Origin of the sequence: Rhodanobacter thiooxydans LCS2 (genome assembly GCF_000264375.1) — a bacterium.
GTDB classification, from domain to species: Bacteria; Pseudomonadota; Gammaproteobacteria; order Xanthomonadales; family Rhodanobacteraceae; genus Rhodanobacter; species Rhodanobacter thiooxydans.
The window spans coordinates 1-14,830 of record NZ_AJXW01000021.1; the positions used below are offsets into that span (position 1 = coordinate 1).

Here is a 14,830-nt window from a genome sequence, read left to right on the forward strand (position 1 = left end):
ACTTCGGCAACGAGGCAGGTTGTCCGGCGAATCCTTTGCAACAGCCAATGCGACCCCTGCCTGCGCCGGGATGACGATCGAGGGTGGACCCCTTCCGAAGCTCCCTACGGCAGCGCATGGCCGCCCCGCTTGGTTAATATGACGAACTGCCCATCCGCATCCGAATACAGCAGGAGCCATCGAGTGATCATCAAGCCCAAAGTCCGCGGTTTCATCTGCGTCACCGCCCATCCGGTCGGTTGCGAGCGCAACGTGCTCGACCAGATCGCGATCACCGAGGCCGCCGGCCATGCCAGGGGCAAGGGGCCGAAGCGCGTGCTGGTGATCGGCGCCTCCACCGGCTACGGTCTGGCCTCGCGCATCACCGCCGCGTTCGGCTACGGCGCCGCCACGCTCGGCGTGTTCTTCGAGAAGCCCAGCAGCCACGACAAGACCGGCACCGCCGGCTGGTACAACGCCGCGGCGTTCGACAAGGCCGCCAAGGCCGCTGGCCTGTACAGCAAGTCGATCAATGGCGACGCGTTTGCCCACGAAACCCGCGCCAAGGCCATCGAGATCATCAAGAACGAAATGGGCGGCCCGATCGACCTGGTGGTCTATTCGCTGGCCTCGCCGGTGCGCAAGCTGCCCGACACCGGCGAAGTGGTGCGCTCGGCGCTCAAGACCATCGGCGAGCCGTTCCACAACACCTCGGTCGACACCAACAAGGACATGGTGATCGAGGCCACCGTGGAACCGGCCACCGAGCAGGAAATCAAGGACACCGTCACCGTGATGGGCGGCGAGGACTGGGCGCTGTGGATCGACGCGCTGGACCAGGCCGGCGTGCTGGCGAAAAACGCCAAGACCATCGCCTACAGCTACATCGGCACCGAGATCACCTGGCCGATGTACTGGCACGGCACCCTCGGCCAGGCCAAGCAGCACCTGGACAACACGGCGAAACAGCTGCGCAGCCGCCACCCGGGGCTGGAGGCCTACGTCGGCGTGATGAAGTCCGTGGTCACCCAGGCCAGCGCCGCCATCCCGGTGATCCCGCTGTACGTCTCCATCGCTTTCAAGATCATGAAGGAGAAGGGCATCCACGAAAACCCGATCGAGCAGGCCAACCGCCTGTTCCACGACCGCCTCTACCGCGCCGACGGCGCGGCCGCACCCACCGACGACGAAGGCCGCATCCGCCTGGACGACTGGGAACTGCGCGACGACGTGCAGGAACCCTGCAAGACCCTGTGGCCCACCGTCACCACCGAGAACCTGCGCGAAGTCACCGACTACGCCGGCTACAAGCACGAGTTCCTGACGCTGTTCGGGTTTGATCGGAAGGATGTGGATTACGACGCCGAGGTGGAGGCGGATCGGCGGTTTGATTGTGTGGAGCTTTGATGGCACGCGAGCCGCTATGGCAGGGCCACCATGAACATGTACTTGTGTTCAGGCGCTCCTGCAACATTGAGGGTTCCACGCTGGGTGGATAGCAGAGCGGGGGATAGCGACCAACTGCTTCAGCTGGCCTGCATGGAAGCAAGCAAGCGGCCAGCGAATTCAGAAAACATATTGCGAATACTCGTCGCCGGCGAGAGCGCCCGGTGACTGTCTTCTCCCGTCGGAGTCAGTTCCAGTGCCGCTGCGCTATAGAGCTGACGTTCGACCAGGCGTTCGCAGAGAATCTGGTACCGACGTGCATAGGAAGCGTCGCGAAATTCCTCAAACACCGGGAAATGGGGTTCATCACAGCGAACAGATCGCATGGAGGCATCGCATTCTTCGAGCAGCATCAGCCAAGCCAGAAACGGAGGCCGTGGATCGGATTGAATCACCGGGTTGAGGAGTGCGGGTGAATAGTCCCGCACGTCGCTTCGGCTCCGCGGTATACCGCCGTAGGCGCCGTGGTGATGTGCGACCCATAGATCCGCAGCTGATCCGATGACTTCTTCGCTGCGATTGTTGAAGTTGTTCCCGAACGATCCGACCTGCGACTTGAATTCAAAAACACCAAGCAGCCGTTTTTCATGGATGACAAGCACATCCCAGTTCTTTGTCGCCCGAAAGAAACCCGGCAGTACCACCTGTGACTTGCGTACATGAACGGCGTCGCCAGTCAGACCGCAGTGCGTGGCCACGGCTCTGACGATCTCAACGAAACCGTCCATATTCTTGCCACCGACCACCGCTGCGCGGCCACTCTCCTGCGATGGATGGACGATGCCACTGTTGCGCGAATGCCAAAAGGTATGGACGGCCTGTTGGGTGAGTTCATCAAACGATGGTGGAAGCAGGCTGATAGTCACTGGAGCATTCCTTTTCCCACGCGCGTGGCATCGGCGATCTGTCGTACCTGTCGGGATTCCACTTCAGTCAATCCGTACAGTTCGAATACCTGACTATCGACTTCGTCCTGGGTCTTCGTCGTGGCAGCGGCAATCAGGCGTTCGCGGAGGCTTTCGTCAACATTCCGCCAATGAGGTAGGCGAATCCTGCGGAGATATTGAGCTTGGAATCTCAGGAAGCCGCCGGCCATGCGGGTGCAATAAGTCGCAACCACCATCAACGTAAGGGATGAGCGGAGCACGGTCTGCAACGCACGGAGATTCCACTCGTCCGAGGTGATGAAGTAGAGGTTGTGATGGGGGTAATACTGACCTTCATCGATGACGAATACGCCTTCACCCTTGATGTCTGGCACCAGTAGTTTGGGGGTTTCCAGAAGGCCAGCTTGAATACGGTCGATGGTGCGGTACCAACCATCCGGATTGCGCTGGGCAACGTGTCTATTCGCCACGGCGTCTCTGTGTTCAAGAAGATAGCGTTTGAACCGGGGGAAGGCGTCGAGCGGGACAAGCTGTCCCGACTCTTCAAACGGGTTCAAGACACCTTTGCCACCCCAGTGGATGCCGCCATCCACCAAGTCGCGTGCCATCACCAAGGGAAGCTTGCGTGCTGGTTCGACAGGCAAGTCATCCATAGCGCCGATGAATACTCGATCGCAGCCGGTCGCCACACCGATACCAACCTTGCAATTGGCCTGCTCAAGGGTCGGAAACGTACTCTCAAGGCGACGAAGCAGAACCAGCCGGGGAATGTCGTCGAGCAGCAGGGGGGCTGAGCCGATCGCATCCAGCTTGAATTTTGCAATGGCATCGGAGTCGTGCGAAGGATCGAGCAGCGAGTCCACCAGTACCGGCAAGGACTGTGCGGCGAGGACGCCAAATCTGATGGCGCGGGTGGGTTCCCGTACCGCAAGCTCCTGGGCGACTCGCTGGAAGATTGTGATGGCAGGGTATGCAATGACTTCGGAATGAAAGGCGTCTGCCCCTTCCATGTCGATGAAGTATTTCAGCCAGAAGCCATTCGTGACCTTTTCCCTGAGAGGGCCGCCATATCGATTCTTGAGCCAGCGATTGGCACAGATGTAACCAAGCACGCCCTCATCGCCCAGCAGGTCCAGCGCGCGCTCAAAAAATGGCACATACAAATCGGCGCGGTCGTAGAGAGTGCGGAAACGTCGCCGATACTCGTTCAGTAGCGTGGCGGGAATGCGTTCCTGACGGACGTAAGGCGGGTTGCCGATGGCGAAATCGAATCGCCCTTCCAATCGCGTCAGCAGGAAATCGTCGCGAATCAGCCACGCCTGGCACAAAGTGTCAGCATCTGCCGGGCAAATGCCTTGCTGCGTGAGCTGCTCGTGCAGCCTCCGAGCAGTCAGGTCGAAAGTTTCGGGATGCAACTCCACGGCCGTGATGGCCTTGCGCAGCCCATCTACCGCCGTCGCCGGGCCGCCACCGTCGCGTACAAAAGACGACCACAGACGTTGTGCAGCACGGAGCAGAAAGTCACCTGCACCGAAGGAAGGTTCTAGCAGCCGCATCCTATGCAAGGAGCGATCTGCCCGATAACCGGAAAGATCAAGAATCGCATCGACTACTTCGGGGCGCGTGAATATGGCTCCGCGTTCGGCCTCATCATGCAGGGCCATGCGCGAAATGGCTGCCTCGATTTCAGGCGCCCTTTCGGAGTGATCGAACAAGTCCAGCGAAAGATTCATGGATGCCATGGTGCCGGGGTGGCCGGGGGGTGTCCAGCGCGATCATGGAGCTTGAGGCGACGGAAGGCAGGCAGTCTGGAAACCGGTCCAGCCGGTCTGCTGGCGCTGACGCCGGATCAGCGCCAGCAACTCACCAAGATGGGCGACAAGTCCGAGGCGTTCTGCCGCAAGGCGGATGCGGTGTTCGGCGAGAACCTCGCCATCCTGCCGGCCAATTTCGACCTCGCGGCCTATCGCCGCGACCTGGCCACGCTGGATGCGCTGCGTCCGCGCCTGGCGCGCCTGTCCAAGCTGAGCCAGCGCGGGGACGACACGCAGATGGCGGTGGGCAGCGACCTGATGACCAATGCGCTGGAGGGTTACGCCGTGCTCAAGGTCACCGGCAAGGGGCAGGGCGTGGACGAGCTGCGCAGGATGCTCGCCACCCGCTTCGCCCGTGGCCCGCGCCCGCCTTCGACGCCGGTCACCCCGGCCGAGCCCGCGGCGGCCTGATCGTCGGCCGCATCGGCAACACGCTGCAGAGCCCCGCGTCGCGGGGCTTTTTTTGGCCGCGCGTCAATAGCTCTTGCCGCGCGCCGATCAAGTCGCAGGCCCAGGACATCTGCTTCCAGATCGTCGGCCTCGTGCAGCCCTGCCGCGCACCATGTGATTTCGTGATGCTGTTGCAGCAGGTGTCCGACTCGGTCACCTTCGACCTGTCGCAAAAGGCGCAGCGCGAGCAGGCCAGACGCACGCTTGCGTGGCTGCGACAGATGGAGTCCAACGTGCGAGATCCCGCGGACAAACGCTACGAGGCGATGCTGACCTTGCTGGATTGATCCGGGCAGTTTCGGAGAATGGCGACAAGACGCCGCCTCATTCTTCTTCGCCCCGCGGATGTCCAGCGCCGCCAGGCATGGCTGCAGCACCTCCGGCCCCGGATGACCCACGGTACGTTGGGCCAGGAAACACCGGAAGCCCGCGACGCACTACGGCAAGGCTTCCGCGTGATAGCGCATGGCCACGTCGCACCTTTCATAGCGTGCGCCATAGCGGGCCATGATTTCGGCGTCGTGCCGGAAGCCGAGCTTCTCGTACAGATGAATGGCAGCGGCGCATCTGGCGTTGGTGAGCAGGTACAGCGGCTCGGCGCCCAGCGAGCTTGCCCGCTCGATAATCGCGGCGAGCAGGCACTCTCCGACCTTCATGCCGCGTGCCGATTCGCGCACACCCATCTTGGTGAGCTCGTAGCTGGTGGCCCCCGTCTTCTGAAGGGCGCATGCGCCGACGATCCCGAGCCCGCCGGCCTCGACGAAGAGAATGACGCCACCCGCGTCGATGATCCTCGCGCGCGGGTTCTCCAGCACGTCCCGATCGGTTTCTTCAAGGCGGAACATGGCGTTGATCCATTCCGCATTGATGTCTCGGAAGTGCACGGCGAGTTCGTCGCTGAACTCGCGGATGGCAAGGACGTCGCTCATGGTGCTCACGGCTTTACAGGGTGGAAAGTATCCTAACCGTTGCCGGGGCGAAGTGACCGGCGAACTGGCCCGATCCGTCCGCTCGTGGTCCGCCATGGTGCTCGTTGGCCGTCCATGCGCTGCCTACAGTGGCAACTCCTTTACCGATGGAGTTGCCCCATGTCCAAGCTGCCTGCCGTGCTGGTCATCGATGTCCAGCAGTCGTTCCTGCATGCGCCGTACTGGCGCGAGGACGACGTGCCGGCTTTCCGCAAAAACCTGGTCAGGCTGCTCGATGCGGCGGCGGCGCGTGGCCGGCCGATCGTGCGGATTCTGCACGAGGAGAACGACGGGCATTTCGGCGCGGCGTCCGGCCTGGTGCGACCGATGGCGTGGGTGCCCGAGGCGCATGACGTGGTATTCCACAAGCGCGTCCACAACGCTTTCACCGATACCGGTCTGCAGGCCTGGTTGCGCGGGCGCGGCGTCGAGCGGGTCATCGTCAGCGGCATCCGCACGGAACAGTGCTGCGAGACCACGGCGCGCGTGGCGTCGGATCTCGGCTTCGCCGTCGACTACGTGACCGAGGCGACGCTGACGTTCCCGATGGTCCATGCCGGCAGTGGAACTCGCTACGATGCGCAGGACATCAAGCAGCGCACGGAACTGGTTCTGGATGGCCGTTTTGCCCGCATTCGCACCGTCGATGACGTCCTCGCCGATCACTGAGGTGTGCTTCGTGCTGCCGCCGGCGCTGATCCTGCTGGATCTTGCCGGCGCGGCCGATGCCTTCAGGATCGCGGCGTCGATGGGGTTGCCGGTGCGGCTGCGGATGGTGGCACCTCTGCAGCGTGGCGAGAGAGCTTCGACCGCGCTGGGCGTGGGCCTCACCGGCGTCGAGCCGTTGCCAGCCCGACTCGACAAGCACACGTTGATCGTGGTTTGCGGCGCCACCGGCAACGGTGACGCGGTGTTGTCGTCGCCTGCCAGCAAGGCCCTGGTCGAGTGGCTGCGGCGGCATGGCGGCAACGGCCAGCCGTTGGCCTGCGTTTGTTCCGGCGCATTGATGGCCGGCGCCGCTGGCTTGCTGGATGGCCGACGCTGCACCACCCACCACAGCCTGCTCGACACGCTGCGCCGGCTGGCGCCCAGCGCCGAGGTGCTGGACAGCCGCGTGTTCGTCGAGGACGGCGAGGTGTGCACCAGCGCCGGCATCACGGCTGGCATCGATCTGGCCTTGCATCTGATTGCCCGGCTCGGCTCGCCATGGTTGGCCGCCGCCGTCGCGCGCGAGATGGCCGTCTACATGCGACGGGCGTCCGGCGATCCGGCGCTGTCGCCGTGGCTGGAAGGGCGCAACCACATGAGCGTGGCCATCCATCGCGTGCAGGATGCGCTGGCACGCGCGCCCGATCAGGACTGGCCACTGGCGCGCCTGGCCGGCATCGGGCACATGAGCGTGCGCAGCCTTACCCGCCATTTCCGCGAGGCCAGCGGCATGTCGATCAACCACTACCACGCCCGCCTGCGACTGGCGCTTGCCCGCCAGGCCCTCGCCAGCGGTGACAGCGTGGAACGTGCTGCCGAACGCGCCGGACTGGGTTCGGCGCGCCAGCTGCGTCGCTTGTGGTCGGCGCACGCCGACGACAGCCCTGCCTCGGCGCGCCGGCGGCACTGAAAGCCCTTCAGCGTTGCCGGCGCGGGGCAGGGCATGGACGAGCTGCGCAGGATGCTCGCCACCCGCTTCGCTCGCGGCTGGCGCCCGCCTGTGGCGCCTGTTGTCTCGACCGAACCGGCTGCCGCCTGAGCGCTCGCTTCCGGCAACGGCTGGAAAGAAAGTCCCGCATGGCGGGACTTTCTTTGGAGGATCGAAGCCGCCGTGGTGCCCGCTTGTGGATCATCCCGAGGATCGACCGCAGTCCATCCCGGCTCAGCTCGTTAAAATGGCCGCTTCGCCACTATACCAGGCACGCCTGTGATGCGCTCGAACCTCTGCACCCGCCTACTCGTTGCTGCATTGTGCCTGATCGCCGCGTTGCCGCTGGCGGCTAGCGAACAGCCCGTCCCGACCATCGGCCAGCAACGCGAGGCCGTGCTGTTCTGGCCGCAGGCGCAGCGCGAGGCGCAGTTCCGCAAGATGTACGAGCGGTTTCCCAGCGACCGCGCCGCGCATGGCACGCAGGTCCACGCGCTGCCGCAGGGCCGGCCGCTGGCCATGCCGGGCAAGGACGTGTCGGCATGGCTGGCCGGCTACATGGACGACCACCACCTTGCCGGCGTGATGGTGCTGCAGCATGGGCGCGTGCGCCTGCAGCACTACGCGCTGGGCTTCGGGCCGACGCAGCGCTGGGAGTCGTTCTCGGTGGCCAAATCGGTCACCTCCACCTTGCTCGGCATCGCGCTGCAGCAGGGCTATATCCGCAGCATGGACGACACGCTGGGCAGCTATATTCCGGAGCTGCGCGACAGCGCCTATGCCGAGGTCACCGTGCAGCAATTGCTGACGATGACCTCCGGTGTGTACTGGAACGAGGATTACGCCGACGCCAACTCGGATGTGGCGCAGATGTACCGCGGCGCCTGCGTCGGTGGCCGCGCGCATATCCTGACCTACCTGGCGAAGCAGCCGCGGCAGTGGCCGGCCGGCACGCACTTCAACTACAACACCGCGGAAACCGACCTGCTCGGCATCCTGGTGCAGCGGGCCACGCACCGCTCGCTGGCGGCCTACCTGTCGCAGGCCATCTGGAAACCGTACGGCATGGCTGCCGACGCGTACTGGATCAAGGACGAGTGCGATGGCAGCGACACCGGCGGCAGCGGGCTGTCGGCCACGCTTGGCGACTACGCGCGGCTGGGGCAGTTCATGCTCGACGGCGGCCGCGTCGACGGCAAGCCGGTGATCGCCGCGGCCTGGCTCAAGGGCGCGGTGCGCCGCCAGACCGCCGTGGACGAACCGGAGCGCGGCTACGGCTACCTGTGGTGGACCGACACCGACGGCAGCTACGCGGCGATCGGCATCTTCGGCCAGATGGTCTACGTCGACCCCGCACGTCAGCTGGTGATCGCCCAGGTCGGCGCGTGGCCGCAGGCGACGTCCCCTGCGCTGGTCGCCGCGCGGCGCGCCTTCGTTGCCGCGGTCAAGCGGGCGGTGGATGTGGAGCCGGAACCGCGGGCGCACTGAACCAGGCGATATGCCGGGAGCAGGGAGCAAAGGCAGTCGCCGGCGTGATCCACTGGGCGTTTTCGTCAGTCGCCCCGTGCCGGGTGGTCGATTGGATGGAGAAGGCAACCGAGCGGGAATACCTTGTGGGTCCGGCGCCCTGACCCCATCCCTTGCTTGCATTGCCTTCCCCCGGCCCGAGGAAAACCCCATGACCACCAAAGCCTACGGCGCGCACGCCGCCGACAAGCCGCTGCAGCCGATCGACATCGAGCGTCGCGCGCCCGGCCCGCAGGACGTGCAGATCGACATTGCTTATTGCGGTGTCTGCCATTCCGACCTGCATACGGTGCGTTCCGAGTGGGGCGGCACGCTGTTTCCCTGCGTACCCGGCCACGAGATCGTGGGCCACGTCAGCGCCGTGGGCAGCGCGGTGACCGGCTTCAAGGCCGGCGACACCGTGGGCGTGGGCTGCATGGTGGACAGCTGCCAGCATTGCGCGTCCTGCGCCGAAGGGCTGGAGCAGTACTGCGAGAACGGTTTCACCGGCACCTACAACGGCGCGACGAAGGATGCGCCCGGCCACACGCTGGGCGGCTACTCGCAGCGCATCGTGGTCGACGAGAAATTCGTGCTGAAGATCCGCCATCCCGAAGCGCAACTCGCCGCGGTGGCGCCGCTGCTGTGCGCCGGCATCACCACCTGGTCGCCGCTGCGGCACTGGAAGGTGGGCCCCGGCAGCAAGGTCGGCGTGGTCGGCATCGGCGGCCTGGGCCACATGGGGGTGAAGCTTGCGCATGCGCTGGGTGCGCAGGTGGTGGCGTTCACCAGCTCGGAGAACAAGCGCCAGGCGGCGCTGGACCTGGGCGCGGATGAGGTGGTGGTGTCGCGCAACGAAGGCGAGATGAAGGCGCACGCCGGCAGCTTCGACCTCATCCTCAACACCGTGGCCGCCAGCCACTCGCTGGATGCGTACACCGCGCTGCTCAAGCGCGACGGCACCCTGGTGCTGGTCGGCGTGCCGGAGCACCCGCACCCGACGCCGAGCATCGCCAACCTGATCTTCAAGCGCCGGGCGATCGCCGGCTCGCTGATTGGCGGCATCGTCGAGACGCAGGAGATGCTGGATTTCTGTGCGGACAAGGGCATCGTCGCCGACATCGAGATGATCCCGATGCAGCAGATCGACGAGGCCTACGACCGCATGGTTAAGAGCGACGTGAAGTACCGCTTCGTGATCGACAACGCGACGCTGGCCAACCAGGCCTGCGGCTAGGACCTGCACTGAACGACGCCGGGTGATCGGTGGCAGGGATACCCTGATCAAGTCCTTGCTCGTCATCCCGGCTTTCACGCATTGCTGTCCGGAATAATTTCGCTGAAGAGAGGTGGAAGAGTTGCGGCACAGTGTTGGGCGGTTGGCACCCGCAGCCTCGACTCGAAATCTCCGCTTGCCTTATCGTCATTCCTGCGAAGGCAGGACAAAAGCGAGCAACGCGAGTGTTGTCCGGCCTTCGCAGGAATGACGGCCGGGAGGGTTGCAGGAATGAGGACCCCGGGGCGCAGGGTATGGATTCATTCCGAACCACGGTGAGCTTTCGCTGGGATGACGGCTCGCTCAGGCCTTCCCTGCCAGGGTGCGAAACCGTTCCTGCACCTTGGGTGTGCTAGATCATGCTGAACCCATGTCATCAGGAGGTTGCGACCATGACGACGACTATCGGTACCTGCTGGCCAGCACTGCCGTATGACGAGTGGAAGGACATCTACGCGACGCTGCACCTGTGGACGCAGGTGGTCGGCAAGATCGCATTGGCGCAGGCGCCACCGCTCAATCATTGCTGGGGTGTCGCGCTGCGGGTCAACGCGCGCGGCTTGACCACACAGCCGCTGCCGCACGGTGAGCGCACCTTCACCATCCAGTTCGATTTCATCGATCACCAGCTGGTGATCGGCGCGTCGGATGGCGCCATGCGTACCCTGGCATTGCGACCGCGCAGCGTTGCCGATTTTTATCGCGAGTTGCTGGAGACGCTGGCTGCCATGCAACTGGCAGTGAAGATCCATCCCCTGTCGACGGAATTGCCGCAACCGATCCGGCTGGATCGCGATACGGAACACCACAGCTACGATCCCGACTACGCCAATCGCTTCTGGCGCATCCTGGTGCAGGTAGAGCGCGTGTTTACCGAGTCGCGGTGCGAGTTCGTCGGCAAGAGCAGTCCGGTGAATTTCTTCTGGGGCAGTTTCGACCTGGCAGTGACGCGCTTTTCCGGTCGACGCGCGCCGCCACGCAACGGTCCGGCGTTCGAGCGCGAGGCGTATTCGCACGAAGTCATCAGCCATGGCTTCTGGCCGGGCAGCGGACCGCTGCTGCAGCCGGCGTTCTATGCGTATGCCGCGCCGGAACCGGCGGGTTTCAAGGAGGCGTCCGTGCGACCGGAGGCGGCGTACTACCACCGCGAGTTCGGTGAATTCATCCTGCCGTACGAGGCAGTGCGCCAGGCGGATGCGCCGGACGCGATGATCCATGCGTTCATGCGCAGCACCTACGAGTGTGCCGCCGATCTGGCGCACTGGGATCGTGGCGCGCTGGACCGGCAGGCCAGCGCGTGAATGCGGCCCCCGCCGGCGCCCTTGGCGTGCGCTGGCGTTTGGCGCGCGATGGGCGCGTACGTGGTGGTCTCGCGCAACGAGGGCGAGACGACGGCGCCCGCGGGAAGCTTCGACCTCAACCTGATCCTCAAGCGCTGCGCGATCGCCGGCTCGCTGGTTGGCGGCATGGCCGAAGCCCAGGAAATGCTGGATTTCTGCGGAGAAGGGCATCGTCGCCAACATCGAGATGATTACGGCACAGCAGATCGACAAGGCCTACGACTGCATGGCGAGGAGCGACGTGAAGCATCGCTTCGTGATCGACAACAGCCCGTTGGCCGGCTGATCCCGTCGTCGCTCTCCCCTGTGCAGCAGGGGAGGGTGGGGAGGGGTGCTCTTCGTCAAGCCGAGGCGCAAAGCCAAAAGCTTCACCCCCTCCCCTGAAGGAACTCCCTGCGGTCGCCGCCCTCCCGCTGCAACCGAAGGAAGTCCCTTTTGGGGCAAGCAGGGGGAGGAGGAAAGCCCTCAGGCCACGAACTGCAACCTTGCCAGCTCCGCGTACAGCCCGCCCTCGGCCAGCAAACTCTCATGCGTGCCCTGCGCCACGATGCGACCGCCGTCCATCACCACGATGCGGTCGGCGCGCTGCACGGTGGCGAGGCGGTGGGCGATCACCAGCGTGGTGCGGCCCTGTTCCAGCCGCGCCAGCGCCTGCTGGATCGCCGCCTCGGACTGCGCGTCCAGCGCCGAAGTCGCTTCGTCGAGCAACAGCAGCGGCGCGTCGCGCAGGATCGCGCGGGCGATCGCGATGCGCTGGCGCTGCCCGCCGGACAGGCGTACGCCGCGCTCGCCCAGTTCGGCGTCGTAGCCGTGGTCCAGCGCGCCGATGAACTCGTGCGCCTCGGCGGCACGGGCGGCCTCGCGCACCTCATCGTCGCCGGCGTCCTGGCGGCCGAAGCGGATGTTGTCCGCGGCGCTGCCGGCGAAGATCACGGTTTCCTGCGGCACCAGCGCAATCGCGCCGCGCAGGCCGGCCAGGGTGGTTTCGCGCAGGTCGACGCCGTCGATGCGGATGCTGCCGCTCTGCGGGTCGTAGAAGCGCAGCAGCAGGGAGAACACCGTGCTCTTGCCGGCACCGGAAGGGCCGACGAGGGCCACCGTTTCGCCGGGGTGGACGGTCAGGGTGAAGTCGTGCAGCGCCGCCGTGTCGGGTCGGGTGGGGTAGTGGAAGGTCACGCCGTCGAAGCGCAGCTCGCTGCGCATCGGTTGCGGCAGCGCGCGCGGCTGCGACGGGTCGACGATGTCGGCGCGTTCGCCCAGTAGTTCGCCGATGCGCTCCATCGCGCCGGCCGCGCGCAGCACGTCGCCCCACACCTCGGACAGACCCGCCACCGAGCCGGCGGCGAACACCGCGTACAGCACGAACTGGCCCAGCACGCCGGCGCCCAACGTGCCGGCCAGCACGTGGCGTGCGCCGGCCCACAGCACCAGGGTGATCGCGCCGAACACCAGCACGATCACCGCCATGGTGAGCAGCGAGCGCATGCCGATGCGCCGGCGTGCGGTGGCCAGTGCGCGGGTGATCGCACCGCCGTAGCGGGTGCTCTCGATGTCCTCGCGCGCATACGCCTTCACTGCGGTGGAGGCGTTGAGCGTCTCGTTGGCGATCGCGGCGGCGTCGGCGAGGCGGTCCTGGCTGGCCCGCGACAACTTCTGCACGCGGCGGCCGAACACCAGGATCGGCAGCATCACCGCCGGGATCACCAGCGCGGTGAGGCCGGCCAGCGACGGCGCGGTCCACACCATCGCCACCGCCGCGCCCACCAGCATCACCGCGCTGCGCAGCGCCACCGACACGCCCGAGCCGATCAGCGCCTGCACCACCTCGGTGTCGGCGCTCAGCCGCGACAGCAGCTCGCCCACGCGGCTCTTCTCGAAGAAGCCCACGTCGAGCCGGATCACGTGCGCGTACAGCGTCTGCCGCAGCGAGGCTAGCGCCCGCTCGCTGAGCAGGGTGATGCAGAAGTAGCGCGCGGCGGTGGCGAAGGCCAGCACCAGCGCCACGCCGAACAGGGCGATGAAGGTCTGGTTGATGACGGTGTTGCTGGAGTGGCCGAAACCCTGGTCGATGATGTGGCGGAACGCCAGCGGCAGCACCAGCGAGGCGCCGGATGACAACGCCAGGAACAGCAGCCAGCCAAGCGCGAGCGCACGGTGCGGCTTCAGGAACGGCCAGAGCTCGCGCAGCGCGCCGAGGCGGCGGGAAGGGCGGGGCGTGGCAGCCGAGGTTGGGCTCATGGAGGCTCGCAAGGAAAGCGTTTGCTCGTCACTGGGTTGGGGCAACCCCTCGTCGATTCAATCGACGCCCCAGGATTTTGTAGGAGCCCGCTCGCGGGCGATGCTTGAAAGCCGGGATTCGGGATTCGGGATTCGGGATTCGGGATTCGCAAAAGCAAAAGCATCGCCCGCGAGCGGGCTCCTACGCCTGCGGGCCGATGCGGTGCGGCTCGCTGCGACCGCGGGTGAGGTCGCGCACCAGCAGCGTCAGCTCGTCCACGCCAACCTCCGGCAGTTGCAGTTGCAGCGCGACGCCATCGGCGTCGAACTGCTCGGACTCGATCACGGCGTGCAAGTCCTTCAGGCGTGCCTTGAGCAGCGCCAGCGCGGCAAAGTCGCAGCGCAAACCCAGCCGCGCCATCGCCACGATAGGCACACGCTCCGCACGGCGCAGGCATTCGGCCGCGGTGCCGCCGTAGGCGCGCACCAGGCCGCCGGCGCCGAGCTTGATGCCGCCGAACCAGCGCGTCACCAGCACCGCGACGCGGTCCATGCCCTGGCCTTCGATCGCCTGCAGGATCGGCCGGCCGGCGGTGCCGCCGGGTTCGCCGTCGTCGTTGAAGCGGTAGTCCTGGCCAATGCGGTACGCCCAGCAGTTGTGGGTGGCGGCGGGGTCGCTCGCTTCGCGCAGGAAGGCCATGGCCTGCTCGGCCGAGTCCACCGGCGCGGCGATGGCGAGGAAGCGGCTCTTGCGGATCTCTTCGTGGTGCCGGCAGCGCTGGGCCAGTGTGGACAGCGGATCGCTCATGGCTGGCGCAGGCGCACGCGCAAATCCTCGGGCAGTTCCCGTTGCGGATGGTTGCGGCGGAAGTTTTCCAGCCGCTGCTGCGCTTCCTCGTCGTGATGCCCGGCGAACAGCTGGCGGATGGCCACCAGCTCACGATCCTGCGCAGGGCTGTCGCCCTGCGCCTCCGCGGCGGCATTGAAAACCATCGGCGCGGTGGCCGGCGCGGCTTCGGCCGGTGGCGCGGGTGCAGCCGGTGGTGTGGGCGCGCCCGCTAGCGCGGGCGGAGGAGGGGCGATGGCTTGCGCCGATAGCTCTGCGACGGCTGGTGGCGCGACCGGCGACGATTGTGCGGTGATCTGCGATGGACGGCTCATCGACTGCGCCGTCGGCGCGGGTACTGCCGCGCGGGCGGCCGTGGTGTCAGCCCGCGCTTGCATTGGCGCCTGTGGCGAGGGCAGGGGCGCAGCTTTCGCGGCCGCCGTCGTGCCGGCGATGCCAGCCGCCTGCCGGTCCACTGTCGGTAC

At 65.9% G+C, this 14,830-nt stretch carries 13 protein-coding genes and 2 pseudogenes; 9 read left to right on the forward strand and 6 right to left on the reverse strand.

Annotation, left to right across the window (positions count from 1 at the left end):
• Window positions 1-183: 183 nt before the first annotated feature.
• A complete protein-coding gene (gene fabV / locus UUA_RS05140; protein WP_008434834.1) occupies window positions 184-1,386 on the forward strand; it encodes an enoyl-ACP reductase FabV in 1,203 nt (400 codons plus the stop codon).
• Between the two features lie 119 nt (window positions 1,387-1,505).
• On the opposite strand, the gene UUA_RS18745 is transcribed toward fabV, so the two are convergent.
• The gene (locus UUA_RS18745; protein WP_008434836.1) at window positions 1,506-2,291 is read right to left on the reverse strand and encodes a PaeR7I family type II restriction endonuclease; all 786 of its coding nucleotides are present in this window, start codon (window positions 2,289-2,291) and stop codon (window positions 1,506-1,508) included.
• Window positions 2,288-4,045 carry an Eco57I restriction-modification methylase domain-containing protein gene (locus UUA_RS05145; protein WP_008434838.1) on the reverse strand — a complete coding sequence of 586 codons (1,758 nt, stop codon included), beginning with the start codon at window positions 4,043-4,045 and terminating at the stop codon, window positions 2,288-2,290. Before UUA_RS05145 ends, UUA_RS18745 begins: the two co-directional genes overlap by 4 nt.
• 51 nt (window positions 4,046-4,096) lie before the next feature.
• On the opposite strand from UUA_RS05145, the gene UUA_RS05150 reads away from it, so the two are divergent.
• Together UUA_RS05150 and UUA_RS19250 are read left to right on the forward strand one after the other, a co-directional pair.
• On the forward strand, window positions 4,097-4,537 hold the full coding sequence (locus UUA_RS05150) for a hypothetical protein (RefSeq protein WP_008434840.1): 441 nt from the start codon (window positions 4,097-4,099) through the stop codon (window positions 4,535-4,537).
• Window positions 4,538-4,698: 161 nt separating this feature from the next.
• A complete protein-coding gene (locus UUA_RS19250; protein WP_155943235.1) occupies window positions 4,699-4,863 on the forward strand; it encodes a hypothetical protein in 165 nt (54 codons plus the stop codon).
• A gap of 150 nt (window positions 4,864-5,013) precedes the next feature.
• On the opposite strand, the gene UUA_RS05155 is transcribed toward UUA_RS19250, so the two are convergent.
• Entirely contained in the window at window positions 5,014-5,505 is a 492-nt protein-coding gene (locus tag UUA_RS05155; protein ID WP_008434841.1) for a GNAT family N-acetyltransferase, read from the reverse strand.
• Between the two features lie 159 nt (window positions 5,506-5,664).
• Between UUA_RS05155 and UUA_RS05160 the strand changes: the two genes are divergently transcribed.
• The 6 genes and pseudogenes from UUA_RS05160 to UUA_RS19255 all read left to right on the forward strand — a co-directional run.
• Window positions 5,665-6,213, forward strand: a complete 549-nt coding sequence (locus tag UUA_RS05160) for a cysteine hydrolase family protein (protein ID WP_008434843.1) — start codon at window positions 5,665-5,667, stop codon at window positions 6,211-6,213.
• Complete coding sequence (locus UUA_RS05165) at window positions 6,161-7,162, forward strand: GlxA family transcriptional regulator (RefSeq protein ID WP_235605852.1); 1,002 nt, start codon at window positions 6,161-6,163, stop codon at window positions 7,160-7,162. Before UUA_RS05160 ends, UUA_RS05165 begins: the two co-directional genes overlap by 53 nt.
• Before the next feature lie 300 nt (window positions 7,163-7,462).
• Window positions 7,463-8,668, forward strand: coding sequence for a serine hydrolase domain-containing protein (locus tag UUA_RS05170; RefSeq protein WP_008434846.1), 1,206 nt, complete (start codon window positions 7,463-7,465; stop codon window positions 8,666-8,668).
• 190 nt (window positions 8,669-8,858) lie between these two features.
• Complete coding sequence (locus tag UUA_RS05175) at window positions 8,859-9,923, forward strand: NAD(P)-dependent alcohol dehydrogenase (protein ID WP_008434848.1); 1,065 nt, start codon at window positions 8,859-8,861, stop codon at window positions 9,921-9,923.
• A 431-nt stretch (window positions 9,924-10,354) separates the two neighbouring features.
• The gene (locus UUA_RS05180; RefSeq protein ID WP_008434849.1) at window positions 10,355-11,263 is read left to right on the forward strand and encodes a DUF5996 family protein; all 909 of its coding nucleotides are present in this window, start codon (window positions 10,355-10,357) and stop codon (window positions 11,261-11,263) included.
• Window positions 11,264-11,380: 117 nt separating this feature from the next.
• Window positions 11,381-11,588, forward strand: a pseudogene (locus UUA_RS19255) (NAD(P)-dependent alcohol dehydrogenase); the annotation flags it as partial.
• Between the two features lie 179 nt (window positions 11,589-11,767).
• Here UUA_RS19255 and UUA_RS05185 read toward each other — a convergent pair.
• The 3 genes and pseudogenes from UUA_RS05185 to UUA_RS19260 all read right to left on the reverse strand — a co-directional run.
• Window positions 11,768-13,540, reverse strand: a complete 1,773-nt coding sequence (locus UUA_RS05185; RefSeq protein WP_008434853.1) for an ABC transporter transmembrane domain-containing protein — start codon at window positions 13,538-13,540, stop codon at window positions 11,768-11,770.
• A 181-nt stretch (window positions 13,541-13,721) separates the two neighbouring features.
• On the reverse strand, window positions 13,722-14,327 hold the full coding sequence (locus UUA_RS05190) for an IMPACT family protein (protein WP_008434855.1): 606 nt from the start codon (window positions 14,325-14,327) through the stop codon (window positions 13,722-13,724).
• Window positions 14,324-14,830: pseudogene (locus UUA_RS19260) on the reverse strand (hypothetical protein); the annotation flags it as partial. The pseudogene UUA_RS19260 and the gene UUA_RS05190, both read right to left, overlap by 4 nt.

Bases quoted from the DNA above. Each gene is read 5' to 3' on its own strand.
- UUA_RS05145 (WP_008434838.1), bottom strand. From the start codon at position 4,045: ATGAATCTTTCGCTGGACTTGTTCGATCACTCCGAAAGGGCGCCTGAA.
- UUA_RS05155 (WP_008434841.1), bottom strand. From the start codon at position 5,505: ATGAGCGACGTCCTTGCCATCCGCGAGTTCAGCGACGAACTCGCCGTG.
- UUA_RS05160 (WP_008434843.1), top strand. From the start codon at position 5,665: ATGTCCAAGCTGCCTGCCGTGCTGGTCATCGATGTCCAGCAGTCGTTC.
- UUA_RS05165 (WP_235605852.1), top strand. From the start codon at position 6,161: ATGGCCGTTTTGCCCGCATTCGCACCGTCGATGACGTCCTCGCCGATC.
- UUA_RS05170 (WP_008434846.1), top strand. From the start codon at position 7,463: ATGCGCTCGAACCTCTGCACCCGCCTACTCGTTGCTGCATTGTGCCTG.
- UUA_RS05175 (WP_008434848.1), top strand. From the start codon at position 8,859: ATGACCACCAAAGCCTACGGCGCGCACGCCGCCGACAAGCCGCTGCAG.
- UUA_RS05180 (WP_008434849.1), top strand. From the start codon at position 10,355: ATGACGACGACTATCGGTACCTGCTGGCCAGCACTGCCGTATGACGAG.
- UUA_RS05185 (WP_008434853.1), bottom strand. From the start codon at position 13,540: ATGAGCCCAACCTCGGCTGCCACGCCCCGCCCTTCCCGCCGCCTCGGC.
- UUA_RS05190 (WP_008434855.1), bottom strand. From the start codon at position 14,327: ATGAGCGATCCGCTGTCCACACTGGCCCAGCGCTGCCGGCACCACGAA.